Genomic DNA, 22,615 nt, shown 5'->3' with positions numbered 1-22,615 from the left:
CATTGCAGGAAGGGATCGCGCCCGCGCGCCAGCCATCAGCGCGCGCGGACAGTTGCAAAGCCGGTATGGCCAACACCAAGCGCGATCCCTTCCCTCACCTGATCAACCTTTGATCAGGCGAACTGCAGCAGCTTGACGGCACGAAAGTCGGTGATGCAGCCACCGACACGCTTGGTGGCGTAAAACAACACATGCGGCTTGGCGCTGAAGGGATCGCGCAGAACCCGCAGATCGGGACGCTCAACGATCGTGTAGGCGGCCCGAAAGTCGCCGAACGCCACCGAAAGCGTTTCGATATCCGTGTCGGGCATGTCTTCGCTGATCATCACCGGATAGCCCAGCAATTGCGGCGTTTGCGCCGAGGACAGCGCGTCGGTCCACAGGAACCGCCCTTCCGCATCCTTCATCTTGCGAACCTGTGCCGCCGTTTTCGAGTTCATGACGAAGCTGGCATTCGCACGATATTCGGCATCCAGCGCATAGATCAGATCGATCAGCGCATCACCCGGGGCCTCGCTGGAAAATCCGCCCAGCGCACCGGTCACCAAAGTGCCGATCTGACCGTCGGTCTCGCTGCCATTGGGCGCGATCGGATAGGTCAGAATGCCACGCGGTTTTGCGACCCCATCGCCATTGATGAACGCGGCGGCTTCCGAACGGGCGAACTTGTCGGCGATGCGTTCGGCCAGCCAGGCTTCAACATCGAAAGCAGCATCGTCCAGCAAACGCTGACTTGCCTTCGGCATTGCCGATAGCTCATGAACCGGGATCGAAATCCGCTCGATCCCGCCCGAGCCGGTCTCGGTTGCATCGGCTTCGGTCGCCCAACCTGCGCCGATATCGCCCTTGTCGATCAGCACTTCATATGACGAGGATTCGACCATCACGACATTGGCCAACGACCGCAACGAGGCACTGTTGCGCAACGAATTCTGGACCGTCTCTGCAACCTGCGGTGCGGCCAGGAACCCCCCGTCACTGGCGACCGTCAGGCCCTTTTCCTCGATTGTCAGGCCGCGCAGGCCATCATCGTCACCGCTGCGCAAATAGGCGTTGAACGCCTTCTGATGCGGCAGTTCGGTGTCCGCCGTCGTCGAAAGCGGGGCGCGGCCACGAAGGGCGGTTTTGCGATCAAGAATGTTCATGCGTTCTTCCTGTTCTTGCAGTTTGTTGTGAATGTCTTCGCGGAACCCCTTGAGTTCACTTACGAACCCGCTCATGGCCCCTTTAAGATCAACGGACATGTCCGTCCCGCCCGTGGATTTCACCTCGGTCATGGTCTTCTCCTCATCGCGATAAGTGGGCTAGCCAGCCCCAGACCCGGATCCCGCACTGTCGGGGATCCGGGCAGATTTCGGTGCCGTTCCCCACACCGAAATTCCCGTTTGTCGCCGGTGATGACCGGCGAGCATCATCCAGTGCGCAAGGCGTCTGTTGCGGCGGAAAACAGGTTTGCAATCTCGCGCAGATCATCCGCGTCCTTGCGTCCGACCTTGGCCTCGGGCAGCATTGGAAATGTCACCAGAGACACCTCCCACAGCTCGACTTCGGCCAATACGCGCCGGCCTTTTTCATCCCGTTGTGCGCGAATGGTGCGATATCCGATCGACAAACCATCGATAGCACCCGCCGTCAGCAAGGCGGCTGCCTCACGGGCCTGTTCGACATCAGGCAGTAGCCGCCCCTTGACCCACAGGCCTTTTTCATCCTCGCGAACCTCGTCCCAAACGCCGATCGGTCGGGCGGGGTCGTGTTGCCAAAGCATCCGCACCTTGTCACCTTTCGTGGACAGTTTGCGCAAACTGTTCACGAAGGCACCGGCAAGAACCGCATCCCCGCCCTGGTCGGTCAGGCCGAACAGGCTGGCATAGCCTTCGATCACATGACCATCCGTCAGGGTCGGCACCCCGCCGGCAAATTTCACTTCCAGTCCCGGTGTCATTCCCTCATCCTCCTTTCGGCGCAAAATCGAGTATCCCCTGCAGCGCCTGTGTCAGGATGACGGCGACCACGCCATAGACGGTCATCCACAACCTTCGCTCCAGCCCTTCGATCAATGCCTCGATGCGCTCCAGCCGCTTTTCCATGCTGCCAAACTGCAGTGCCATGATGCGCTCTTGCGCTTCGAAACGCTGGTCGTGCCAGGCGTTTTCCTTGACAAAGCGCGACCCTTCCATCACCTCACCCATCGCTCAGTGGCGGCAGGCCCAACAGCGTCCGTTTTTCGGCATCGCTCAGGAATGTCGCGGCGCTGATGCGCGCCCATTGCTGATCCCGTTCCGCCGCCAGCGCCGGAATCCGGTCCGGATCAGGGCGCAGCGCGATCTCGGCACCAAGATGTTCAGACAACCACCAAGCCACGGCCGCACTCACCCGCGTTGCCAAAGGCAGGACAGTCAGGCGATAGAAGGCGCGATGGGCCTCGGCATAGTTGGCATAGGTCGCATCGCCGGGAATACCCAACAGCATGGGGGGGACGCCGAATGCCTGCGCGATCTCGCGGGCGGCACTGATCTTGGTCTCGTGGAACTCCATGTCGCTGGGGCTGAACCCCATCGGCTTCCAGTCCAAACCACCTTCCAGCAACATCGGACGACCTGCGTTGCGGGCGCCCTGATGGTTCATCTCGATTTCGCCGACCAATCGATCATACTGCTCGGGACTAAGAACCCCCTGACCATCAACCCCTTTATAGACAATCGCCCCGGACGGACGGGCCGCGTTGTCCAGCAATGCTTTTGACCATGCCGACGCGCTGTTATGCACGTCCATTGCCACTGCGGCGGCCTGCATCGGCGACAAGCCGTAATGATCGTCCTGGGGATGAAAGCTCTTGATGTGGCAAATCGGATCAGGGCGACCCGTCATGTCGAAACGATGTTTGCGGCCACCGACGGCATATTCAAAGGCAACAGGCCAGCCATCCGCACCGGGAACGATACTCATCCGGTCAGACCGCAAGATATGCATCTCTTCGGGCAGACCCTCGCCGGTGATGCCAACCGCTTCGACATAAGCGTTGCCCGACAACAGCAATTGCCCGAACAAACTTTCGAAAAGCTCGGCACGTCCCTGCCCGGCATTCGGACGGCGCAACAGGTCGATAACCGGATGGCTCTCGTATCGGCGGTCCGTATCCTCGCAGACAAGCGGAACTGCGGCCGCGGCCTCGGCGATCAACTTGACCGACCGAAATCCGACCGGATTGCCGACAAAGCCCCCCCGCGTCAGGCTGTTACTGTCGCGCGCGGACCAGACCGCCCGCCCCGAACCGGTTGCAAATGCCACCACGCGGCCGGTGGCACTGGCCTTTTCTTCTGGCGCAGAAGCAGGTTTCTGCTCCCGCGAAAACAATCGCAACGCCATTCTCGCCTCCATATTCAGCCATGAAAAAGGCCGCCCCGATGGCGGCCTCCTGGAACTGTCTTGTCATCTGCAATCTGCTGGCGCCGGCATCACAACCGTCGCATCTGCGGCCTTCGCCATCCCGAGGCGGGTTCGATCATCAACTCGTGCAACGCCCAGACCAACGCGTCCAACCGATCCGGACTGCCCCGCCCCTCAAAGCCCCGAACCGACATCTGGCACATCTGATCCTCCAGGGTTCCAAGGTTTCCAGACAGCAGGTGCTTGACGCGACCCTGCTCATACAGCGCCGCCACGGGCTCGGCCCGCATCCCTTTTCCGCGCGACGCACGCAGCCCCTTGAACGGAACAAGCGGATCAACCTGGCGAATGACACTTTCGACCAGATCGCCCCCCTGATTCACCTCGGCAACCAAACGTTCGGCGCCGTGGCGTTCCATCGCCGCAATCGCCGCACGCGCCCATTCCACTGGCCCGCCACGAACGCTTGCATCTTCCAGAACATAGGCCCGCCAATCCTGCGGCTCTCCTCGGGTGACGACACCAGCCACGACAATACCGCATTCATCGCTGGCCTTGCATGCCGTGACTGCCGGGTCCACGGCGACAACAATCCGGGAAAGCTCGGGCAGCCGCTCGACGCGACATTGTTCCAACGTGCCGGTGGCCCAAAGCGCCCCCTCCACATCGTCCAGCAAGACTCCGTCCAACTCTTGGCGCCCCAACCGCGTGCCCCCATAGCGTGATTGCACTTCGGCCAAAAAGCTCTCGGCAAGATAGGCCCTGTTGGCATCGGTGGGGGCATGGGTCGTCACTGTCGAGGCATTGCGCAGAATGCGCTTCAACACCCCGACATTGCGAGGCGTTGTCGTAATCACCTGCTGCGGATGCGCCCCAAGACGCAGCGCGAATTGCAGCATATCCCAGGTTTCCTCGGCTTTCTTCCACTTGGCCAGCTCATCCACCCATGCCGCATCGAATTGCGGGCCGCGCAATGCCTCGGGCTCGTGGGCGGAATACACCGTTGCGGTGGCGCCGTTCGCCCAGACCAGCCTGCGCCGCCCCGCCTCCCAGACCGGGCGGCGGTCGGGGGGTGAACAGGCAAGGATGCCGCTCTCTCCCATGATCATCACCTCACGGGCCTGATCAAAGGTTTCCCCGACCAGGGCGACCCGATGGCATTTTCCGGGCGCGGCTGCAGTCGGCCCCTCGACCAGCTTTCGCACCCATTCCGATCCGGCACGGGTCTTTCCCGCACCGCGCCCGCCCATGATCACCCAGCTTTTCCAATCGCCCTCTGGCGGTAACTGATGCGGCAATGCCCAGAACTCGAACAGCCAGGGCAGTGCCGTCAGGGCATTGTCGCTCAGCCCTTCCAGAAAGGCATCAACCTCCCTGGGCGCGGCGGAGGCAAGCCAGGCGGCGCCCGATTTCATCTCTTGCCGAGTCAAGGTCGAGGCTACCTCCTCCGACCCCGCCGGTGATATCCTTGCGAAGTTTGTCAACCTTGTTCCTTTCCGACAGCAACAGATGGACCGCCTCGCGGACGACCTTTGCGCTGTGCATAGCCTCTTTCAGTTCTGCTGGATCCACGGCGCCACGCTCTCGCGCCTCCAGCGCCGCCTCATGTCGTCTCAGGTCCCGGATATAGGACCAGAAAAGTCCCTCCACGACGGAAATTGCCTCTTCAGGGCTGCATTCCTGCCGCGCGTCCCCCAATTGGTTGTCAGAGCGATTGCCGCTGCCCCCATTCGACAACGGTCCTCGTTCGGAATCCTGGATTCCGCACCATTCCATATCGTTCATGCAAGCCGTCCCGCCTCGTGTCCTGTCCGCACGAGCCGAGAAATGAAAAAACGGCCTCGGGGTTTCCCCCTGGCCGCTTGCCCACTTCTCCCAGCATGTAAACTTTCTACCCAGGGGCGTTCTCAAAGTCAATAACTTCAACCAATGAGCGAATGACTTGAAGGGTTTATAATTATTCTTCAGTAGCTTACGCGTTGCGCATCTGTTGCGAACGCAATGCAACACCCTGCGTTGCATTGACGAAAATGATTGGAATCGCCCGCTACAAGAATCGCAACGGGCGCGAATCCATCATGCCTTGCGGTTGGAGTTGTCCTTAGCGCGCGCTTCGGTTGCAGCGGCGATCGCGTTTGACGCTTCATCCTGCATCTTTTGTGCGAAAGCGACCATCTGGGCGGCATAAGCCTCGGCCCAATCGGGGAAATGGCCGCTTTTCCGGGCCGCCTCGCGCATTTCTTCGCCCTTTTCCTGCATGCGCTGGAACTGTTCTTCCCATGCGCTTTGCATGGTCTGCCACTGGTTGCGGACATTGTCGCCAGCTTCTTCAAAGTAACCGCGCATCTGTTGGTTCATTTCTTCCTGACGCTGCATGGCGGCCTCTTGCCATTTGCGGGCACTGGCGGTCATTTCCTCATTCTTGGCGGACATTTCATCCTGCCATTTGGCCGCGCGCTCTTCGAACATGCGTGCATTGTCAGCCAGCGTGGAAAACATATCGGACAGTTTCATCGCGAATCCTCCTGTAACCAGAGGCTCGGGCCGGCGCAGCCTACGCCATTGAAAAAGCCCGCCCCTTGCCGCGAAGCCTGCGGCGAGGAACGGGCGTTGTCAAACCCTATAAGCTGCGGGTTCCGGCCTTAACCACCATCCTGAACCGGGGTGTTGGTTTCCTGACCGCGCTGCGCCTCGATCTCGCGCCAACGCGCGACATTCGCATTATGCTCATCCAGTGTCCGGGCAAAGGCGTGCCCCCCGCTGCCATCCGCAACAAAGAACAGGAAATCGGTATCGGCCGGGTTCAACGCAGCCCTGATCGCCTCGCGTCCCGGGTTGGCAATCGGCGTCGGGGGAAGCCCGTCGATCTGATAGGTATTATAGGCGGTCCGCTGGTTAAGCTCGGACCGGCGCAACCCGCGGTTCAACACCGACCGTCCCTCGGTGACACCATAGATCACCGTCGGGTCGGTTTGCAGGCGCATCCCTTCTTCCAGTCGATTGACAAAGACACTTGCGACCTGTGCGCGTTCTTGTGCCAGCCCGGTTTCCTTTTCAACGATGGATGCCATGATCAGCGCCTCTTCGGGCGTTTCATATGGCAAACCGAACGGCCGTTCTTCCCAGGCTTGCTCGAGAATCACTGACTGGCGCGCGGCCATCTCGGCCAGCAATTCGACGCGCCCAGCCCCCTTCTCGACCGCATAGGTATCCGGTGCCAGACTACCCTCGGCAGGTACATCATCGATGTCACCGGACAGGAAATCGACCTGTTTCAATGCTTCGGCGATTTGCCAGCTTGTCACGCCTTCGGCCACGGTGATGCGCATACGGGCATCGGGCTTCTGTTGTGCAGCGGCAATCGCTTCGGGTTCATCACCGGATGCCGGATCAAAGCGGGCCATTTCCTCGAATGCACCGGTTTCGGGGTTCATGTCGCGCAGCAGCACATTATTGCCCCGCACCCCGACCAGCAGGATGACCTGCGTGCCACAGGTCGATGGCCCGCCTGCGGTAATGACATTCACGATGTCATTCATGCTTGCATTCGGCTCGACCAGATAGCTGCCGAATTTCAGGTCCCGCGACTTGTCCAGATAATCGGCGCCCGCCCGAAAGATATAGGCGCTAGAGACCGCCCCTTGCGCCGCAAGCTGTTGACTGACAGCGTTCAGGCTGGCGCCCGGCGCAATCTGCACGCATTGGGCCACTTCGCTTGGGCCGGGTCCGCTGAACTGGTGTTTACCCCAGGCAATCGCACCGGCCAGCGCCAGCAGCAGAACAATCGCAAGGGTCAAAAAATTCGAGGCGATATTGCGCCAGATCATCCCTCGACCTTCCCAAGCACCAGACTTGCATTGGTGCCACCGAAACCAAAGCTGTTGGACAAGGCCACATCGACCTTGCGCCGAACCGCCGCGTTCGCGGCCAGGTCCAGCTTGGGTTCGACCGCCGGGTTGTCGAGATTGATCGTAGGCGGGCAAATCTGGTCGCGGATCGCCAGAACGCAGAAAATTGCCTCGACAGCACCGGCCGCACCCAACAAATGCCCGATACTGGATTTGGTTGACGACATCACGGCATTCTTGGCCGCTTCACCCATCAGACGTTCAACCGCGCCCAGTTCGATCGTATCCGCCATGGTCGATGTGCCATGCGCGTTGATATAATCGATCTTGTCCGCATCCAGCCCGGCCGAACGCAGTGCCGCCTGCATTGCCCGATAGCCGCCGTCACCATCTTCCGAGGGTGCGGTAATGTGATAGGCGTCGCCTGACAGGCCATAGCCCAGAACCTCGGCATATATCCTGGCGCCACGGGCCTTGGCATGTTCATATTCTTCCAGCACAACGACACCGGCACCTTCGCCCATCACGAATCCGTCGCGATCCTGGTCATAGGGACGGCTGGCCGAGCTCGGGTCATCTTCGCGCTTGGTTGACAACGCCTTGCAGGCATTGAAGCCTGCAATGCCGATTTCGCTGATCGGAGATTCCGCGCCCCCTGCCAGCATGACATCCGCATCACCCAGCATGATCAGGCGCGCCGCGTCGCCGATGGCATGCGCCCCTGTCGAACAGGCCGTCACCGGTGCGTGGTTCGGCCCCTTGAACCCATAGCGAATGGAAACCTGACCGGAAATCAGGTTGATAAGGGCGCCCGGAATGAAAAACGGCGACACGCGCTTGGGGCCGCGTTCCTTGATCAGGACGGCTGTCTCGGCAATGCTGGTCAGACCGCCGATGCCGGAACCGATCATCACGCCCGTGCGCAACCGTTCGTCTTCATCCTCGGGTTTCCAACCGGCATCGCGCACCGCCTGTTCGGCTGCGGCCATGCCATACAGGATAAAGTCATCGACCTTGCGCCGATCCTTGGGCGACATCCAGTCATCGGGATTAAAGCTGCCATCGCTGCCATCGCCCAACGGGATCTCGCAGGCATATTTCGTCACCACATCCTTGGGATCAAACCGGGTGATCGGACCCGCGCCCGACTGCCCCGCCAACAAACGTTCCCAAGTGGCTTCGACGCCCGAGGCCAACGGCGTGACCATTCCAAGTCCCGTGACAACAACCCTGCGCATCTTCTTGTCCTTGCCTGCCTAGTTTCGGGCGGTCATACACGCCCGCACAACAACGCGCAACGAAACAACGTCCGCCGCGCATCGCCACAAGCAAGCGTGAAGTTCCGTCAGGCTCAGTGAAGCTGAACCATCGGCTTTGCATTCGCCAGATGCCGCGCCGCAAGTTTGCGACCGCGCCGGCCCGATACCAAAGGTCGCGCCGGGTTCAGGATCTCGACCTGCGAACCGATCTCGGCAAGCTGCGGGAACAGCGCCAAAATCTCTTCGCGTGCAGCCTCGCTGACCCCTTTCAGCGCCTCGGGGCCGGTGAACAGCGACTCGGTCGCAGCGCCGTTCGCGGTAACGATTTCATGCTGGTCAAACAGCAGGTGGACATAGGTAACCTGCCCGGCATCCTCGACGATCTCGATCCCCGGAAGCCCGGTCAGATGCTTGGCCGCGACCAGAACCTCGGAGGCATCGAACATGCGCGCCGCCGCGGCGGAACGCACCAGAATGCGGTGCTGCTGGGACAGCAGAAGATCGGCATTCGGGCTGTTTTCACCCAATGCACGCGCGCTGATGCGCACCGGGCGCAAATTCGGTTGCGCGGCGCTGTCCAGCTTGCGCGATCCGGTCCAGACAAGCGGCCGAGCCCCGTGGTCTGCAGTCAGCACCATATCGCCGGCGCGCAGATCCTCGACCGGGCGCAACCCGTCAGGGGTTTCGATCAGGGTGCCGGCCACGAAACAGGTCACGAAATCGGCGGCCTGACGATCAGCGGTCAGGTTCGCCGTATCAATCGTTAACGCCGTCAGCTCGATCGATTCAATCGGCCCCTGTTGATAGATCGCTGAATCTGCGTTCGCGGTGATTTCAGGAGCAAGGAAGAAGTTGCGTGCCTCATCCTGAAACAACACTGCGCTCACTTGGGCGGTCGTGCCATCAAGGAACGTCACCGTCGCATCATACACGGCAATCCCTTCGAAGGTGGCAACCATCGCGCTGGTCTCACCCGGCAACGTATAACTGACCTGATCCACCCCACCGGCCCCGCCATCGGTATCCAATGACCCCGCCTGACCCGCCCGATCCAGCGCCGTGACCTCGACGATCCGCTCAAACAATGGTGAGGCTGCCGATCCTGCCGACGCTCCTACCAGCTGATCGGCATTTTCGCTTTGTGAGTTTCCTTCGATCGGATCGATGTTGAAACTACCCGAGTTTCCCAGATAAATCGCGTTCCATGTCGTCGGCATCGTTACATCCTCAAAATCGGTTCCGGCACGGCATCAGCAGGCGGAAAATCTACCTTATTCAAAACGCACGCAGCAAATAAAGAAAAGTTGCAATTCGAACGAAAATTTCGGCAGGCAAATTCCTGCTGCGTGACTTCTTGGTTTACCTGCGACAATCGTCACTTTGGGTCAATGGTTTAACAAACCTTCCAAGCGAAAATCCGCGCGCAGGTCACGCTCGGGTCGCGGCCCCACATGGCTGATCACTTCGGCCGCGGCTATACAGCCCATGCGCCCGGCGACCTCCAGCGGTGCACCCGTGGCCAGGCCATAGATCAGCCCGGCAGCGAACTGGTCACCCGCCCCCGTCGCATCGATCGGAACGATTTTCTGCACCGGCGCGGTGACCCTTTCGCCATCGCGGATCAGAACGGCGTCCTCGCCCGAGCGCGTGCAAATGACCGTCGCGCAATCCGCCGTCGCCTGCGCCAAGGCCGCCTCGAGATCCTCAGTCTGGTAAAGTGATGTCCATTCATGGGCATTGCCGATCACGAAATCCATCGGCCCGGCCACAAGCCTGCGAAAATCCTCTCGGTGGCGGTCGACGCAAAACGGGTCACTCAGCGCGATGCCGGCCTGCCCCCCCGCCTCGTGACAGGATTTCGCGGCCTTCAGAAACGCGTCCTTACCCTTGGGCTTGTCGAACAGATACCCCTCAAGAAACAGCCAGCCAGCGCCCTGGAACACCGAAGGGTTCACGTCATCGGTGCCCAATTCAGCCGATATGCCCAGATAGGTATTCATCGAACGTTCGCCATCCGGCGTCACGAAGATAATGCTGCGCGATGTCGGCAACTCGCCCCCCGCCACAGGCGGATTGACGAACACCGTTCCCGCCGCCTCGGTCTGTTCGGCATAGCTCAACCCAAGAGGGTCATCCGCGACGCGGCCGATAAATGCGGTCTTCAGTCCCAGCGCCCCGATGCCCGCAAGCGTATTGGCAACCGATCCCCCCGGCACAAGGCGCGCATCGGCGCGCCGGGCGCCATGATCGTCTGCCTGCGCGGCCATAAGATATTCGGAACGCTCGCGTTCAATCAGCTGCATGATCCCCTTTTGAACACCCAATGTCTGCAATTGGGCATCATCCGTCGGCGAAATGACATCCATGACAGCATTTCCAATTCCGATGACATAAGGGGTGGTCATGCGGTTTTCTCCTCATAGGGGCAAAGATCATTGATGATACAGACCGCACAGCGCGGGCGACGCGCCTGACAGATATAGCGGCCGTGCAGGATCAGCCAGTGATGCGCATGTTGCTGAAAGCGGACAGGAACATGGTCCTCGATATTCCGCTCGACCTCGTCCACATCGCGCCCCGGTGCGATCCGCGTCCGGTTTCCGACCCGGAATATATGCGTATCCACGGCCTGCGCACTGTGACCGAACGCGCAGTTCAGAACCACATTCGCAGTCTTGCGGCCAACACCGGGCAATCCGGTCAGGGCCGCCCGGCTGTCGGGCACCTGACCGTCATAATCCTCGACCAGAATTCTGGACAGGGCGATGACGTTCCTGGCCTTCTGGCGAAACAGACCGATTGTCTTGATATGATCGGTCAGCCCCTCCAGCCCAAGATCCAGCATCTTCTGGGGGGTGTCCGCGATCTTGAAAAGCTCTGCGGTCGCCTTGTTCACCCCGATATCCGTTGCCTGCGCCGACAGGGCCACGGCGACAACCAGCGTGTAGGGATTGGAATAATTCAGCTCGGTCTCTGGGCTGGGATCATGCGCTTGCAACCGCTCGAAAATGGCGACCTGATCGGCAAAGGGCAATGCGGGGGGCAAACGACGGGATTGAGCCATGCATGTCTATTGAACCGCCCTGCCTGCCAATGCAAGCCCGTGGCACGGCACGTGCGCACGCGAAATCGTCATCGTGCCGGGCGCTTGAAGGCTTCCATTTTCAGGTCAACTGCGCCAGTTTGACCCGGCAAATAGCGATGACGGCCCCGCCATGCAGGGCCAGCAATACGTTCAACAGTTCCACGAGACAGGAATCTTTACGATATGAACCTGAAATTCACCGCGATTCTTGGCGCGACCGCATTGACGGCCCTGGGCGCTTGTACGGACCCCAACGGCACGACGGCCTTTGGCAATATGAACAGAACCCAACAAGGTGCATTGGCTGGCGCGGCGATCGGTGCCGTTCTTGGCGGCACCCGCGATGACGACAAGAACGATCAGGGCAAGGACGCCGTCAAGGGTGCGATTCTCGGCGCTGCTGCCGGGGCTGTTGCGGGCAATATCCTCGATCGTCAGGCCGCTGCGCTAGAGCAGGCTGTTCAGAACCCGAATGTCCAGATCGTGAACCACGGATCCTACCTGCAGGTTGTGCTGCCCGAAGGCATCCTGTTCGCGACCGACTCGGCAGCGGTATCGGGCATTGCCCAGAACGATCTTTACGCGGTTGCGCGCAACCTGAACGAATATCCCAACAGCCGCGTCGAAGTGGTCGGACACACCGACAATACCGGCAGTGCCGCTTATAATCAGGATCTTTCGCAACGGCGCGCGCAATCCGTAGCCGGTATCCTGACCGCTGGCGGTGTCTCGGCCGGCCGGATCGTCGCAGTTGGACGTGGCGAGGATCAACCGGTTGCCTCGAACGCATCGGAACAAGGCCGTGCTCAGAACCGCCGTGTCGAAATCCTGATCCGGCCAAACGGCTAAGCGCCGCACGCGGATATTCGCCTGAATGCGGGGCCGGTCTTGATCGGCCCCCAATTTTGCTGCAATCTGGCAACAACCTAAAGTTGTATCAAAGTTACGCAGCGTTTTTTGACCAAATGGTCAAATTTTTACTGGTAATAGTAGGCCAATCCACACATCTATCACATGCGTGACAGGAATGTTTCGTGATCGCCCCCAGAAGATCACGAAGGGATGCGCGCATCGGTCCGACTGCCAGAAGGCCGGTGACCAGACAGGCATCCGGGTTTCGTCGCGTCTTCTTTCGTTTGGCAGAGCAGACGAGTTTGCTGAATGAAAGAACCCCCGGCCTTTTGGCCGGGGGTAACCCTGTCCCTCGAAACTTCAGCTCGTGCCGCAGATGGCACAGGAACTCAGTTCAGGCGACGCGCCACATCTTCGATGGCATCGTCAATACCGGCCGAGCGGGTGCCCGCCTTGACTTGCTGCGACAGCAATTCCGACGCTGCGGAAACCGCGGTCTGCACGGCACGGTCGCGAACCGCGCGAACCGCATCGTTTTCGGCACTGGCGATCTGGTCGGATGCTGCTTGCAGCCGGCGCTCGATCGAGGTTTTCAGATCGGCCTGTGCCTTTTCCGCCTGTGCCTCGGCTTCGCGCTTGGCATTCGCCACGATCTGCTCAGCCTGACCTTTGACTTCGCGCTGGCGGCGCTCATAGCTGGCATAGATTTCCTGCGCTTCTTCGCGCAGGCGCCGAGCTTCATCAAGATCACCGCGGATTCCCTGGGCCCGCTTGTCCAGAAGCGAACCGATCAGGCCAGGAACCTTGAAATAGATCAGCACGCCCACGAACACGAGGAACGAGATCAATACGATGAAATCGGTGTTGCGCAGCGAAAAGAACGGGCCCGACGCGGCCGCAGCCGGACCGGCCATCAGCATTGCAGCGGCGATCGTTGCAAAACGTTTCATTGCACGGCCCCTTTCATGCGTTGGTCGACGACCTTGTCGACCGCACCCTGATCCACATCACCGCCAAAGCTGCGCACCAGTTCCGCGGTCACATCCCGCGCAACGGTTGTCGCATCCGCGGCTGCGGATTCACGGATTTCGGCCAGCCGCTTTTCGGATTCCGCAGTGCGGGCAGCGATTTCGGCATCTGCCTTGGCAATCGCTTCGTCCAGCTCTTTCTGGATGTCGGCGCGGTTGGCGGCGACGATCTTCTGAGCTTCGGACCGCGCATCTGCCAGCGCCTTGTCATAGGCAGCTTCGGCTTCCTTGGCCTTCTGTTTGAATTCCTCGGCAGCCATCAGGTCGCCGGTAATGGCCCCCTGCCGGTCCGAGATGACGGCGGCGATCCGGGGCAACGCAATCTTGGACAGCACCCAGTAAAGCACCAGGATTGTCACCACGAGCCAGAAGATCTGGTTCGGGAAACTGCTGAGATCGAGCTGCGGAAGACCCGTCGAGGCTTCGGCCGCGTGGCCAGCGGCCTCGGCCCCATGCGCAGCGGCATCGCCGTGCTGCGCCACAGCCGCGGCGGCGTCTTCGGTGTGTTCGGCCGCGTGCGTGGCGGCCTCTTGCAACAGGCTGAACATTTCCTACCCCTTGGCCTATCAGGTCACGAAGGGGCGAGGGATTTCCCCCACCCCGCCGCAAGGATGGCGAAGGATCAGACCGCGAACATCAGCAGAAGCGCGACCAGGAACGAAAAGATCCCCAGAGCTTCCGCGAAGGCCATGCCGATGAACAGCGTAGCGGTCTGGCCAGCAGCGGCCGAAGGGTTGCGCAGGGCGCCCGACAGGAAGTTGCCGGCAACGTTGCCCACACCGATAGCAGCCCCGCCCATGCCGATGGCGGTAAGGCCGACGCCGATGTACTGGCCCAGTTCTCCGATATTGCCTTCCATGATGATACTCCTTGCGGTTGGAAGTTGTGAATTCGGGTTAATCTCAGGTCAGGCCCGAAGGCATGACCAGGGAAAGTCTGGCCTGCCCCGCTTAGTGCGACGGGTGCAGCGCGTCCTTCAGGTAGACACAGGTCAGGATCGTAAAGACATATGCCTGGATGAAGGCCACAAGAATTTCAAAGGCATACATGCCGACCACCGCGATGATCGAAACCGGGGCAACAGCGGCAATCCCGGCAAAACCTGCGAAAACCTTGATAACCGCATGGCCGGCAATCATGTTGCCTGCAAGACGAATGGAATGGCTGACCGGGCGCACGAAATAAGAGATCACCTCGATCACGGCCAGAACCGGGCGGATCGCCAGCGGGGCCGAGCGAACCCAGAACAGGTCAAGGAAATGCGCGCCGTTCTTGATGAAGCCGATGGCGGTCACGGTGAAAAACACCGCGAAAGCCAGAACGCCGGTCACCGCGATATGCGAAGTGACGGTGAACGCCTTGGGCAGCAGACCTGCAAAGTTCGAAAAGACGATGAACATGAACAGCGTCATGATATAGGGGAAATATTTCAGACCTTCCTTGCCTGCAATATCCTCGATCATCTTGTGAACCATGCCATATGCCAGTTCCGCGATCGATTGCGAACGGCTCGGCACGATCGCCCGGCCGCGCGTTCCCAGAACCAGCAGCGCGATGATTCCAAGCGCGACCACCGCCATCCACAGCGTGACATTCGTCGGGGTATACCAATGAACGGGGCCATCGCCGAACAGCGGCTTGACGATGAACTGATCCATCGGGTGGAAGGTCAGGCCGGTTGCTTCACCATGCGCTTCGGTCGCCACGATCAATCCCTCTCATCGGTCTCCGGCGCATTGCCGGGTTTTGTGTCCAGCTCGGACGCGGTGCGCATCATGGTCTTGATGCCGGCCGCAAAGCCGAGAAATATAAACAGGATCATCAGGAACGGCTTCGTGCCGAACAGATAATCCAATCCGTAGCCGAGCCCGCAGCCCATCAGGATGCCTGCGACGATCTCGGTGACCATGCGCCAGGCGATATGCCCTTTGTCATAGCCGGCCATCGGCCCGCTGGCCTCTGGTTTGGAGGTCACTTTCGACAGCCGTTCCTCCAGATCGCGCAAGCGGGTCGTATCATCGTCCCTGCCGTTGCCATTCCGGGGCCCTTCGGCCATCTCTCACGCCCCCGTTATCGTTCGATGGGGTGTCTAGGGGGGAAACCGCTGCAAGTCAAGCAAGGCGCTCTACATATAAATTTGTTTGTTTTCAGTGTCTTGCGATTACCCACGATTCGAATCCCGATCTTGCAATCCTTTTGCGCTGCCGACATTATTCAACCACCAAGTTGACCATTCCGCCTTTGCAGGACAATTCACCGACAATGCCAATCCCTGACCGGCTCGATCTTATCTTCTCGGCACTGGCCGATCCGACGCGTCGGCGGGTTCTGTCGATGCTGCTGGAAGACGATATGGCCGTCAGTGACGTCGCGGCACCCTTTGACATGAGCCTTGCGGCGGTATCGAAACATCTCTCCGTGCTTGCGGCCGCCGGCCTGATCCGGCAGGAACGCCGCGGCCGGATCACCTGGTGCATGCTGGACCCCGAAGGGATGCGCAGCGCATCGGTCTGGATGCAGGGTTTTGGTCAGTTCGACCCCGTGGATCTGGATGATTTCGAACGCTTCCTGAAGGTGCAGATCGACGAATGGAACCAGGAATGAACAAAGACCCCGACATCCTCTGTATCGGCGCCATGCTTTGGGATGTCATTGGCCGCGCCCCGCGGCGGATGGCTTCGGGCGCAGATGTGCCCGGGCGCATTCGCCATGTGCCCGGCGGCGTTGCATTGAATGTCGCGGTCGCACTGGCGCGCTGGCAGGTGAGCTCGGCCGTTCTGTCCGCGGTTGGCCGCGACCCGGAAGGCAATTCGCTTGTCGCCGAGGCCGAACGTCTGGGTGTGCTGACCCGATGGCTGTGCCGTGACAGTGGTCTGCCCACCGATTGCTACATGGCCATCGAAGACAGCGAGGGGTTGATTGCCGCCATCGCCGATGCCCACAGCCTTGAAGAAGCTGGCGGCACGATCCTGGCACCTCTGGACAACGCTCTGGCCGGTTGGTCCGGGCCTGTGGTTCTGGATGGGAACCTTACGGAAGAACTTCTGGCATCGATCGCCCGCGACCCGCGCCTTAGCGGCGCCGATTTGCGTGTCGTGCCGGCAAGCCCCGGCAAGGCCGAACGGCTGGAGCCGCTGATCGCCACGCGTCGGGGGTGCTTTTACCTGAACCGGCTTGAAGCCGAGATTCTGGCCGGGCGCGCTTGCCCCGACGCCGCAAGCGCCGCCGAGGCCGTGGTCGGACGCGGCGCGGCACGGGTGTTGGTCACCGATGGTCCGAACACCGCCGCCGAGGCCATTGCAAACGGCCCCACGATCACCGTAACGCCACCAAAAGTGACAGTCGCCCGCGTGACCGGCGCCGGCGATTGTTTCCTGGCCGCGCATCTTGCGGCCGAACTGAACCGATTGCCGCGCGACGCGGCGCTGCGCCGGGCGGTTGACGCTTCGGCCGCACATGTTTCCGGAAAGGACGTACCATGACCTCCGCCCCCCTGACCTTCTCTCCCGAAGTGGAACGGGCGCTTGCCGCCCGACGGCCCGTCGTCGCGCTGGAATCCACGATCATCACGCATGGAATGCCCTATCCGCAGAACCTGCAGATGGCACGCGATGTCGAACAGATGATCCGCGACAACGGTGCCGTACCAGCGACCATCGCGGTCATGGGCGGCAAGATTCACATCGGCTTGACCGATGACACGCTGGAAGCCCTGGCCCAGACGCCGGCAGACCAGGCAATGAAGCTGAGCCGCGCGGATCTGGCGGTTTGCCTGGCGAACGGGCGCACTGGGGCCACGACCGTCGCCGCCACGATGATCTGTGCCGCGCTCGCGGGCATCACCGTCTTTGCCACCGGGGGCATCGGGGGTGTGCATCGCGGTGCGGAAACCAGCTTTGACATTTCCGCCGACCTTCAGGAACTGGCGCAAACGCCGGTGACCGTTGTGGCGGCGGGCGCCAAGGCAATTCTGGACCTGCCGAAGACATGGGAAGTTCTGGAAACGCTTGGCGTCCCGGTCATTGCCTATGGTCAGGATGAATTGCCGGCCTTCTGGTCGCGCAAATCCGGCATTCCCGCGCCTTTGCGCATGGATACGGCCGCCCAGATCGCCCAGGCTGCGCGGATGCGCGCCGCACTTGGGCTGAAAGGCGGGCAGCTGGTTGCCAACCCGATCCCGCAAGATGCCGAGATCACGCAATCCGAAATCCTGCCGGTGATCCTCAAGGCGCTGGACGAGGCCGAGGTTCAGGGAGTCGCCGCCAAGTCGGTGACCCCCTTCCTGCTGCAACGCATCTTTGAACTGACCGACGGTCGCTCGCTGACATCAAATATCGCGCTTGTGATGAACAATGCGCGACTGGCTGCGGAAATTGCCGCCGAGATGTCGAAAGCGGCTTGACCAACACGGGGATTGCGCTGTTCCAATTCGCTCATGCGCGTCCCCGACCCCACCCCCTTGCAGATCCCTCCCCGCAAACGCGGGTTTCTGGGCATGCTGCGATCGAATTTTCTGGCCGGGCTGGTCGTGGTCGCCCCGATCGGCATCACGGTCTGGCTGATCTGGACCCTGACAGGCTGGATGGACAGCTGGGTTCTGCCCATGGTGCCGGCGCGATGGCGCCCCGAACAATATATCGGCATCAACCTGCGTGGCGTCGGTGTGGTGTTCTTTCTGTTCTTCACCGTCGTCATCGGCTGGCTTGCCAAAGGCTTGCTGGGGCGATCCCTGCTGCGGACCGGGGAACACATCGTCAGCCGGATGCCGATCATCCGGTCTGTCTATGGCGCGCTGAAACAGATCGCGGAAACGATCCTGTCCCAAAGCGAGGCCCGGTTTGACCGCGCCTGCATGCTGGAATATCCCCGCAAGGGCCTTTGGGCGATCGGATTTGTCGCCGGTCCCGCCAAGGGTGAGCTGATCGAACATGTTTCCGACGATCTGATCGCGGTCTTCGTTCCAACGACGCCGAACCCGACCTCTGGCTTTCTGATCTATGTGCCCGAAAGCGACGTGACCTTCCTGAAAATGAATATCGAGGACGCCGCCAAACTAGTGATATCCGCCGGGCTCGTCTATCCGACGATGCCCGACCCGGTCAAAAGCTCGGGCAAGTCAACTGTGTCATGACGGTTCAGCGCGTCGGCGTGATCTTCCAGAAACCGGTCCGCCGCCGCCTGCCCTGCCCTTTTCATCCGCTCCAGCAAGCCCGGGGCGGGCATCATCTTGGATCGGGCATTCAGGTCATTCATCAGCAGATCATCCAGGATCATGTGGATCAGCGGATCCTTCATCGCCTTGTCCTGCAGACGGTTTTCGCCATGCAATCGCTTGACGAAATTGATCGCACGCAGTTCCGACATCAACGAGCTGTTGAAGCTGACCTCATTGACACGATCTGATATTTCAACCGGCGTCTTTGGTATGCCGTCGCGCATCAGGGGATTGATATTCACGATCACGATGTCGCGCGGCAAATGCCGGGCATAAAGCGGGAACAGCGCCGGGTTTCCGGTAAAGCCGCCATCCCAAAACGCTTCGACGCGTCCGGTCGCCGGGTCCGGGATCTCAACCGCCCGAAACAATGTCGGCAGGCAGGCCGAGGCCAGTACCGCATCCACGGTCACGCGGCGTCCGGTAAACACCCTGATCCGGCCGCTGCGGACATTGGTCGCGGCCACGAACAATTCGGGGCCGGAATCACCGTCAAATCCCGGATATGGCAGCTCGCGCAGCACGGCGCCTAGCGGGTTCGAATAAAAGGGACCATAGTCATAGGGGCTGAAGATACGGCTCAGCCCGTCCAGCCAGGCCGCCGGAGAAAACATCTCGGTCAGACGGTGCATGCTGCGCGGCATCGGCACCAGGGAATGCATCCAGCGCACCATCCGGTTATCCGACAGCTGCCCGACCTCACCCCATAGACAATCCAGATTGCGTTGCGCCGCACGGCGCCCCTGCACCCCATTGTGGCGCGCCATCCCCGCCTTGATCGCGGCGCCGTTCAGCGCGCCTGCCGATGTTCCGCTGATGGCGCTGAATCGCAGCCAGCTTTCATCCAGCAGGCGATCCAGAACCCCCCAGGCGAATGCTCCATGCGCCCCGCCGCCCTGCAACGCCAGATTGATCTGTTTTTCCTGCATGGACGGCCCCGCATGTTGCGTTGTTTTCGGGGCATAGTAACTGCCATTTGGCCTGCTGCAAGCCGGGTTCCCCTACCCCCCTTGCAGGAAGGCCACAGGCACCTGATACACTTGGCTGTCATCGATGATGACCTGCCAGATATCATCCTGCAATGCGGCATCCGCGTTGCGATTGGTCGCGTTGACATAGGGATCGCCGGTCGTCACGTCCTTCATGAAATTCATGGTGAACTGGTTCCCTGCGCCGTCCAGCACCGTCACCGAGGCCTGCCCGTCTTCCATCCGCATCACGCCAGCGGGACAACCGGCCGTCAGCTCGGCACCGGTCGCGCCGCAATTCAACAGGGCTGTCGCGTCATAATCATCGGTGGAAAACGGTGCGGTCGGATTGTCTGCATCCGACGTCTGATCACCATGCCCCCAATAGACAAACAGACTGAAATCCGGAAAGCGAAAGATCGTGCCAGCATCCGCCAGACCGCTTTGGCGATAGACCGGATTGCCCTGCGGATCCTCAAAGTTTCCGGGCATATCGCCGACCGGCATCAGGTCGTGATCGACGCCATCTTGCCGGGTGATGGTGATATGCCCCTGCCGTTGGCTGAATGTGCAAGGCGTCATCGTCTCGACCCGATCAGAGCCCGCCGGATAAATCTCGCATTGCGCCTCGGCGGTGTCGGCCCCCGCCTGGAACGCCCATATCCCCGAAACCAACAGTGAAAAGATTACAGAAACGCGCATCTGACCGCCCTTTCGCGTCATGGATGGAAACCACATCATGACACGAAACCCCGCCCCGGTCAGCAATAGGCTTCGGGGCCTTTTGACATCGCCTCGCCGTATCGGGGACCATGGGCCCAGCCAACCGGCAGTATCGCCTCGATCTGGGCAAGCTGTTGGGCACTCAGCGAAATCGTGGCGCCCAACGCGTTTTCGCGCATATGTGCAATACTGCGCGATCCGGGCAGCGCCAGAACCTGCGGCCCGCGTGACAAAAGCCAGGCGATGGCCAGTGTCGCCGGGCTGTGTCCCAGATCACGGGCATAGGCGTTGAACGCTTGCAGATATGGCAGGTTGCGCGACCAGTTCACTGGGTCGAAACGCGGCATGCCCTGACGCAGATCCCCCGGACCAAAAGCCGTGGGCTCCGGCAATTGCGACGCAAAGACCCCGCGCCCCACCGGGGAAAACGCCATCAATGCAACGCCACCACGCCCACAGGCCTGCACCAGACCCAGTTCCGGTTGGCGCGACCACAGTGAATATTCCGACTGGACGGCGGCAACCGGCCCGACAGCCAGCGCGCGTTGCAACGTCGAGGGCGCAATCTCGGACAGGCCGATGGCCCCGATCTTGCCTTCGTCACGCAGGCGCATCAGCGTATCCATCACATCTTCAATGGGGCGGCCCGGTTCGTGACGGTGCAGATAGTACAGGTCGATATGATCGACCCCCAACCGTTTCAGCGACCCCTCCAGCGATCGCCGGATATATTCAGGCGAATTGTCAAAGGGCCGTTCGGGGTTGCGGGTAATGCCGCATTTGCTTGCCAGCACGACACGATCGCGATGATCGCGCAGAAACTCGGACAAAAGCTGTTCCGCACGCCCCATGCCATAGACATCCGAGGTATCGAAATGATCCACGCCCATCTCAAGGCATTCCGCCATGCAGCGCAGGCTCTCACGTCGGTCCGCATCCCCATAGGTGCCGACGAAATTCATCGTGCCAAGGGCGACTGCGCCGATCTTGCGACCATTGCGCCCCAATTCGCGTGTCTGCATGTTCTGCCCCTGTCCTGACGCCGGGCTTCGCCCCCGGATATTCACGATCGGCGGCGGGGATCAGTCCTCGGACTGGGCCTCGGCGCGGCTTTTGCCCGCCACATCCAACGCCAGCGTTGCAGCCATGAACGCATCCAGATCGCCATCCAGAACGCCTTGCGTATCGCTGGTTTCCTCGGAGGTGCGAAGATCCTTCACCATCTGGTAGGGATGCAGCACATATGACCGGATCTGGTTTCCCCAGCCGGCATCGCCTTTGGCATCATGCTGGGCCTGAATGCTTTCGGTGCGCTTGCGCAACTCCATCTCGTACAGGCGTGACTTCAGCGCGGCCATCGCGTTGGCGCGGTTCTGGTGCTGCGACTTTTCAGAACTGGTCACCACGATTCCGGTTGGAATATGGGTGATCCGCACGGCCGAGTCCGTCGTGTTCACGTGCTGGCCGCCCGCACCCGACGAGCGATAGGTATCGACGCGGATTTCACTGTCGGGAACGGTGATCTCGATATTGTCATCCACCACCGGATAGACCCAGACCGAGCTAAAGCTGGTGTGCCGCCGCGCCGCGCTGTCATAGGGGCTGATACGCACAAGCCGATGCACGCCCGATTCGGATTTCAGCCAGCCATAGGCGTTGTGTCCGCTGATCTTGTAGGCGGCGCTGCGAATCCCGGCCTCATCGCCCGAGCTTTCGCTGATCAGTTCGACATTATAGCCCTTTTTCTCGGCCCAACGCACATACATCCGCGCCAGCATCGACGCCCAGTCACAGCTTTCCGTGCCGCCTGCCCCGGCGTTGATTTCAAGGAAGGTATCGTTGCTGTCGGCCTCACCGTTCAGCAGGGCCTCCAATTCCTTCTGGGCGGCCATTGCCGCCAGCTCTTTCAGATTGGCCTCGGATTCGGCGACCAGCTCGGCATCGCCTTCGGCCTCGGCCAGTTCGACCATCTCGGCATTGGCGGTCAGATCACCTTCGATCCGCTTATAGGTTTCGATGGCGTCGGCCAGGGACTGGCGTTCGCGCATCAGCTTTTGCGCGCGGGCCGGATCCGACCACAGATCGCCATCCTCGATCATCGCATTCATTTCTTCCAGGCGATGCGGCGCGGTCTGCCAATCCATCCGCTGCCCAAGCAGGCTCAGCGATTTGCGAATGGCTTCGATGGTGGACTGCGTCTCGGCGCGCATGTGACGATCCTTCTGGAATTTCAGGCGCGAGTGATAACGC

26 protein-coding genes are annotated in these 22,615 nt (G+C 60.8%); 5 read left to right on the top strand and 21 right to left on the bottom strand.

Annotated elements, in window-relative coordinates:
• Positions 1 to 113: 113 nt before the first annotated feature.
• The 12 genes from PAF17_RS10985 to nth form a co-directional block, all read right to left on the bottom strand.
• Positions 114 to 1,277 (bottom strand): phage major capsid protein, encoded by a 1,164-nt coding sequence (locus PAF17_RS10985; protein WP_271889147.1) that lies wholly within the window; start codon positions 1,275 to 1,277, stop codon positions 114 to 116.
• A 134-nt stretch (positions 1,278 to 1,411) separates the two neighbouring features.
• Complete coding sequence (locus PAF17_RS10980) at positions 1,412 to 1,942, bottom strand: HK97 family phage prohead protease (protein WP_271889146.1); 531 nt, start codon at positions 1,940 to 1,942, stop codon at positions 1,412 to 1,414.
• 4 nt (positions 1,943 to 1,946) lie between these two features.
• Complete coding sequence (locus tag PAF17_RS10975; protein ID WP_271889145.1) at positions 1,947 to 2,177, bottom strand: GTA head formation protein, RCAP_rcc01685 family; 231 nt, start codon at positions 2,175 to 2,177, stop codon at positions 1,947 to 1,949.
• A gap of 4 nt (positions 2,178 to 2,181) precedes the next feature.
• Entirely contained in the window at positions 2,182 to 3,366 is a 1,185-nt protein-coding gene (locus PAF17_RS10970) for a phage portal protein (protein ID WP_271889144.1), read from the bottom strand.
• Positions 3,367 to 3,455: 89 nt separating this feature from the next.
• Positions 3,456 to 4,802 (bottom strand): DNA-packaging protein, encoded by a 1,347-nt coding sequence (locus PAF17_RS10965; protein ID WP_271889143.1) that lies wholly within the window; start codon positions 4,800 to 4,802, stop codon positions 3,456 to 3,458.
• The gene (locus tag PAF17_RS10960) at positions 4,753 to 5,172 is read right to left on the bottom strand and encodes a hypothetical protein (protein WP_271889142.1); all 420 of its coding nucleotides are present in this window, start codon (positions 5,170 to 5,172) and stop codon (positions 4,753 to 4,755) included. Before PAF17_RS10960 ends, PAF17_RS10965 begins: the two co-directional genes overlap by 50 nt.
• Before the next feature lie 291 nt (positions 5,173 to 5,463).
• Complete coding sequence (locus PAF17_RS10955; RefSeq protein ID WP_271889141.1) at positions 5,464 to 5,901, bottom strand: hypothetical protein; 438 nt, start codon at positions 5,899 to 5,901, stop codon at positions 5,464 to 5,466.
• A gap of 128 nt (positions 5,902 to 6,029) precedes the next feature.
• Complete coding sequence (gene mltG / locus PAF17_RS10950; RefSeq protein ID WP_271889140.1) at positions 6,030 to 7,214, bottom strand: endolytic transglycosylase MltG; 1,185 nt, start codon at positions 7,212 to 7,214, stop codon at positions 6,030 to 6,032.
• On the bottom strand, positions 7,211 to 8,473 hold the full coding sequence (gene fabF / locus PAF17_RS10945) for a beta-ketoacyl-ACP synthase II (protein WP_271889139.1): 1,263 nt from the start codon (positions 8,471 to 8,473) through the stop codon (positions 7,211 to 7,213). The genes mltG and fabF overlap by 4 nt, the downstream gene beginning before the upstream one ends.
• Positions 8,474 to 8,586: 113 nt before the next feature.
• Positions 8,587 to 9,711, bottom strand: coding sequence for a Hint domain-containing protein (locus PAF17_RS10940; protein WP_271889138.1), 1,125 nt, complete (start codon positions 9,709 to 9,711; stop codon positions 8,587 to 8,589).
• A 168-nt stretch (positions 9,712 to 9,879) separates the two neighbouring features.
• Positions 9,880 to 10,899, bottom strand: a complete 1,020-nt coding sequence (locus PAF17_RS10935; RefSeq protein ID WP_271889137.1) for an adenosine kinase — start codon at positions 10,897 to 10,899, stop codon at positions 9,880 to 9,882.
• Complete coding sequence (nth, locus tag PAF17_RS10930) at positions 10,896 to 11,558, bottom strand: endonuclease III (RefSeq protein ID WP_271889136.1); 663 nt, start codon at positions 11,556 to 11,558, stop codon at positions 10,896 to 10,898. The genes PAF17_RS10935 and nth overlap by 4 nt, the downstream gene beginning before the upstream one ends.
• A 204-nt stretch (positions 11,559 to 11,762) precedes the next feature.
• Here nth and PAF17_RS10925 point away from each other — a divergent pair, with 204 nt between their 5' ends.
• Positions 11,763 to 12,428, top strand: coding sequence for an OmpA family protein (locus PAF17_RS10925; protein ID WP_271889135.1), 666 nt, complete (start codon positions 11,763 to 11,765; stop codon positions 12,426 to 12,428).
• Between the two features lie 392 nt (positions 12,429 to 12,820).
• On the opposite strand, the gene PAF17_RS10920 is transcribed toward PAF17_RS10925, so the two are convergent.
• The 5 genes from PAF17_RS10920 to PAF17_RS10900 all read right to left on the bottom strand — a co-directional run bounded on the left by PAF17_RS10920 (position 12,821) and on the right by PAF17_RS10900 (position 15,515).
• Positions 12,821 to 13,381: a F0F1 ATP synthase subunit B gene (locus PAF17_RS10920; protein ID WP_271889134.1), complete on the bottom strand. Its 561-nt coding sequence runs from the start codon at positions 13,379 to 13,381 to the stop codon at positions 12,821 to 12,823.
• Positions 13,378 to 14,007 (bottom strand): F0F1 ATP synthase subunit B', encoded by a 630-nt coding sequence (locus PAF17_RS10915; RefSeq protein WP_271889133.1) that lies wholly within the window; start codon positions 14,005 to 14,007, stop codon positions 13,378 to 13,380. Before PAF17_RS10915 ends, PAF17_RS10920 begins: the two co-directional genes overlap by 4 nt.
• 74 nt (positions 14,008 to 14,081) lie before the next feature.
• Positions 14,082 to 14,318: a F0F1 ATP synthase subunit C gene (locus PAF17_RS10910; RefSeq protein WP_089343169.1), complete on the bottom strand. Its 237-nt coding sequence runs from the start codon at positions 14,316 to 14,318 to the stop codon at positions 14,082 to 14,084.
• 91 nt (positions 14,319 to 14,409) lie between these two features.
• Entirely contained in the window at positions 14,410 to 15,165 is a 756-nt protein-coding gene (locus PAF17_RS10905; RefSeq protein WP_271889132.1) for a F0F1 ATP synthase subunit A, read from the bottom strand.
• Positions 15,166 to 15,167: 2 nt separating this feature from the next.
• Entirely contained in the window at positions 15,168 to 15,515 is a 348-nt protein-coding gene (locus tag PAF17_RS10900; protein WP_271889131.1) for an AtpZ/AtpI family protein, read from the bottom strand.
• Between the two features lie 206 nt (positions 15,516 to 15,721).
• Here PAF17_RS10900 and PAF17_RS10895 point away from each other — a divergent pair, with 206 nt between their 5' ends.
• The 4 genes from PAF17_RS10895 to PAF17_RS10880 all read left to right on the top strand — a co-directional run bounded on the left by PAF17_RS10895 (position 15,722) and on the right by PAF17_RS10880 (position 18,590).
• The gene (locus tag PAF17_RS10895) at positions 15,722 to 16,063 is read left to right on the top strand and encodes an ArsR/SmtB family transcription factor (RefSeq protein ID WP_271889130.1); all 342 of its coding nucleotides are present in this window, start codon (positions 15,722 to 15,724) and stop codon (positions 16,061 to 16,063) included.
• On the top strand, positions 16,060 to 16,941 hold the full coding sequence (locus tag PAF17_RS10890) for a PfkB family carbohydrate kinase (RefSeq protein ID WP_271889129.1): 882 nt from the start codon (positions 16,060 to 16,062) through the stop codon (positions 16,939 to 16,941). The genes PAF17_RS10895 and PAF17_RS10890 overlap by 4 nt, the downstream gene beginning before the upstream one ends.
• A complete protein-coding gene (locus PAF17_RS10885) occupies positions 16,938 to 17,861 on the top strand; it encodes a pseudouridine-5'-phosphate glycosidase (protein ID WP_271889128.1) in 924 nt (307 codons plus the stop codon). Before PAF17_RS10890 ends, PAF17_RS10885 begins: the two co-directional genes overlap by 4 nt.
• Before the next feature lie 93 nt (positions 17,862 to 17,954).
• Positions 17,955 to 18,590 carry a DUF502 domain-containing protein gene (locus PAF17_RS10880; protein WP_271889127.1) on the top strand — a complete coding sequence of 212 codons (636 nt, stop codon included), beginning with the start codon at positions 17,955 to 17,957 and terminating at the stop codon, positions 18,588 to 18,590.
• Here the strand turns inward: PAF17_RS10880 and PAF17_RS10875 are convergent.
• From PAF17_RS10875 to prfB, 4 genes are all read right to left on the bottom strand, one after another.
• A complete protein-coding gene (locus PAF17_RS10875) occupies positions 18,536 to 19,603 on the bottom strand; it encodes a patatin-like phospholipase family protein (RefSeq protein ID WP_271889126.1) in 1,068 nt (355 codons plus the stop codon). The genes PAF17_RS10880 and PAF17_RS10875 overlap by 55 nt on opposite strands.
• A gap of 72 nt (positions 19,604 to 19,675) precedes the next feature.
• Complete coding sequence (locus tag PAF17_RS10870) at positions 19,676 to 20,344, bottom strand: hypothetical protein (protein ID WP_271889125.1); 669 nt, start codon at positions 20,342 to 20,344, stop codon at positions 19,676 to 19,678.
• Between the two features lie 59 nt (positions 20,345 to 20,403).
• The gene (locus PAF17_RS10865; protein ID WP_271889124.1) at positions 20,404 to 21,387 is read right to left on the bottom strand and encodes an aldo/keto reductase; all 984 of its coding nucleotides are present in this window, start codon (positions 21,385 to 21,387) and stop codon (positions 20,404 to 20,406) included.
• Between the two features lie 60 nt (positions 21,388 to 21,447).
• Positions 21,448 to 22,575 (bottom strand): peptide chain release factor 2, encoded by a 1,128-nt coding sequence (prfB, locus tag PAF17_RS10860; RefSeq protein WP_271889123.1) that lies wholly within the window; start codon positions 22,573 to 22,575, stop codon positions 21,448 to 21,450.
• Positions 22,576 to 22,615: the final 40 nt, after the last annotated feature.

It is taken from the genome of Paracoccus onchidii, from assembly GCF_028294535.1.
In the GTDB taxonomy this organism is placed as follows: domain Bacteria; phylum Pseudomonadota; class Alphaproteobacteria; order Rhodobacterales; family Rhodobacteraceae; genus Paracoccus; species Paracoccus onchidii.
Note: the sequence above shows the minus strand (reverse complement) of the source record. Positions and strands in the feature narration are given on the sequence as shown.

Excerpts from the sequence above, each read along its gene's own strand:
- PAF17_RS10985 (WP_271889147.1), bottom strand. The coding sequence starts at position 1,277 with ATGACCGAGGTGAAATCCACGGGCGGGACGGACATGTCCGTTGATCTT.
- PAF17_RS10980 (WP_271889146.1), bottom strand. The coding sequence starts at position 1,942 with ATGACACCGGGACTGGAAGTGAAATTTGCCGGCGGGGTGCCGACCCTG.
- PAF17_RS10975 (WP_271889145.1), bottom strand. The coding sequence starts at position 2,177 with ATGGAAGGGTCGCGCTTTGTCAAGGAAAACGCCTGGCACGACCAGCGT.
- PAF17_RS10970 (WP_271889144.1), bottom strand. The coding sequence starts at position 3,366 with ATGGCGTTGCGATTGTTTTCGCGGGAGCAGAAACCTGCTTCTGCGCCA.
- PAF17_RS10965 (WP_271889143.1), bottom strand. The coding sequence starts at position 4,802 with ATGAAATCGGGCGCCGCCTGGCTTGCCTCCGCCGCGCCCAGGGAGGTT.
- PAF17_RS10960 (WP_271889142.1), bottom strand. The coding sequence starts at position 5,172 with ATGAACGATATGGAATGGTGCGGAATCCAGGATTCCGAACGAGGACCG.
- PAF17_RS10955 (WP_271889141.1), bottom strand. The coding sequence starts at position 5,901 with ATGAAACTGTCCGATATGTTTTCCACGCTGGCTGACAATGCACGCATG.
- mltG (WP_271889140.1), bottom strand. The coding sequence starts at position 7,214 with ATGATCTGGCGCAATATCGCCTCGAATTTTTTGACCCTTGCGATTGTT.
- fabF (WP_271889139.1), bottom strand. The coding sequence starts at position 8,473 with ATGCGCAGGGTTGTTGTCACGGGACTTGGAATGGTCACGCCGTTGGCC.
- PAF17_RS10940 (WP_271889138.1), bottom strand. The coding sequence starts at position 9,711 with ATGCCGACGACATGGAACGCGATTTATCTGGGAAACTCGGGTAGTTTC.
- PAF17_RS10935 (WP_271889137.1), bottom strand. The coding sequence starts at position 10,899 with ATGACCACCCCTTATGTCATCGGAATTGGAAATGCTGTCATGGATGTC.
- nth (WP_271889136.1), bottom strand. The coding sequence starts at position 11,558 with ATGGCTCAATCCCGTCGTTTGCCCCCCGCATTGCCCTTTGCCGATCAG.
- PAF17_RS10925 (WP_271889135.1), top strand. The coding sequence starts at position 11,763 with ATGAACCTGAAATTCACCGCGATTCTTGGCGCGACCGCATTGACGGCC.
- PAF17_RS10920 (WP_271889134.1), bottom strand. The coding sequence starts at position 13,381 with ATGAAACGTTTTGCAACGATCGCCGCTGCAATGCTGATGGCCGGTCCG.
- PAF17_RS10915 (WP_271889133.1), bottom strand. The coding sequence starts at position 14,007 with ATGTTCAGCCTGTTGCAAGAGGCCGCCACGCACGCGGCCGAACACACC.
- PAF17_RS10910 (WP_089343169.1), bottom strand. The coding sequence starts at position 14,318 with ATGGAAGGCAATATCGGAGAACTGGGCCAGTACATCGGCGTCGGCCTT.
- PAF17_RS10900 (WP_271889131.1), bottom strand. The coding sequence starts at position 15,515 with ATGGCCGAAGGGCCCCGGAATGGCAACGGCAGGGACGATGATACGACC.
- PAF17_RS10895 (WP_271889130.1), top strand. The coding sequence starts at position 15,722 with ATGCCAATCCCTGACCGGCTCGATCTTATCTTCTCGGCACTGGCCGAT.
- PAF17_RS10890 (WP_271889129.1), top strand. The coding sequence starts at position 16,060 with ATGAACAAAGACCCCGACATCCTCTGTATCGGCGCCATGCTTTGGGAT.
- PAF17_RS10885 (WP_271889128.1), top strand. The coding sequence starts at position 16,938 with ATGACCTCCGCCCCCCTGACCTTCTCTCCCGAAGTGGAACGGGCGCTT.
- PAF17_RS10880 (WP_271889127.1), top strand. The coding sequence starts at position 17,955 with ATGCTGCGATCGAATTTTCTGGCCGGGCTGGTCGTGGTCGCCCCGATC.
- PAF17_RS10875 (WP_271889126.1), bottom strand. The coding sequence starts at position 19,603 with ATGCAGGAAAAACAGATCAATCTGGCGTTGCAGGGCGGCGGGGCGCAT.
- PAF17_RS10870 (WP_271889125.1), bottom strand. The coding sequence starts at position 20,344 with ATGCGCGTTTCTGTAATCTTTTCACTGTTGGTTTCGGGGATATGGGCG.
- PAF17_RS10865 (WP_271889124.1), bottom strand. The coding sequence starts at position 21,387 with ATGCAGACACGCGAATTGGGGCGCAATGGTCGCAAGATCGGCGCAGTC.
- prfB (WP_271889123.1), bottom strand. The coding sequence starts at position 22,575 with ATGCGCGCCGAGACGCAGTCCACCATCGAAGCCATTCGCAAATCGCTG.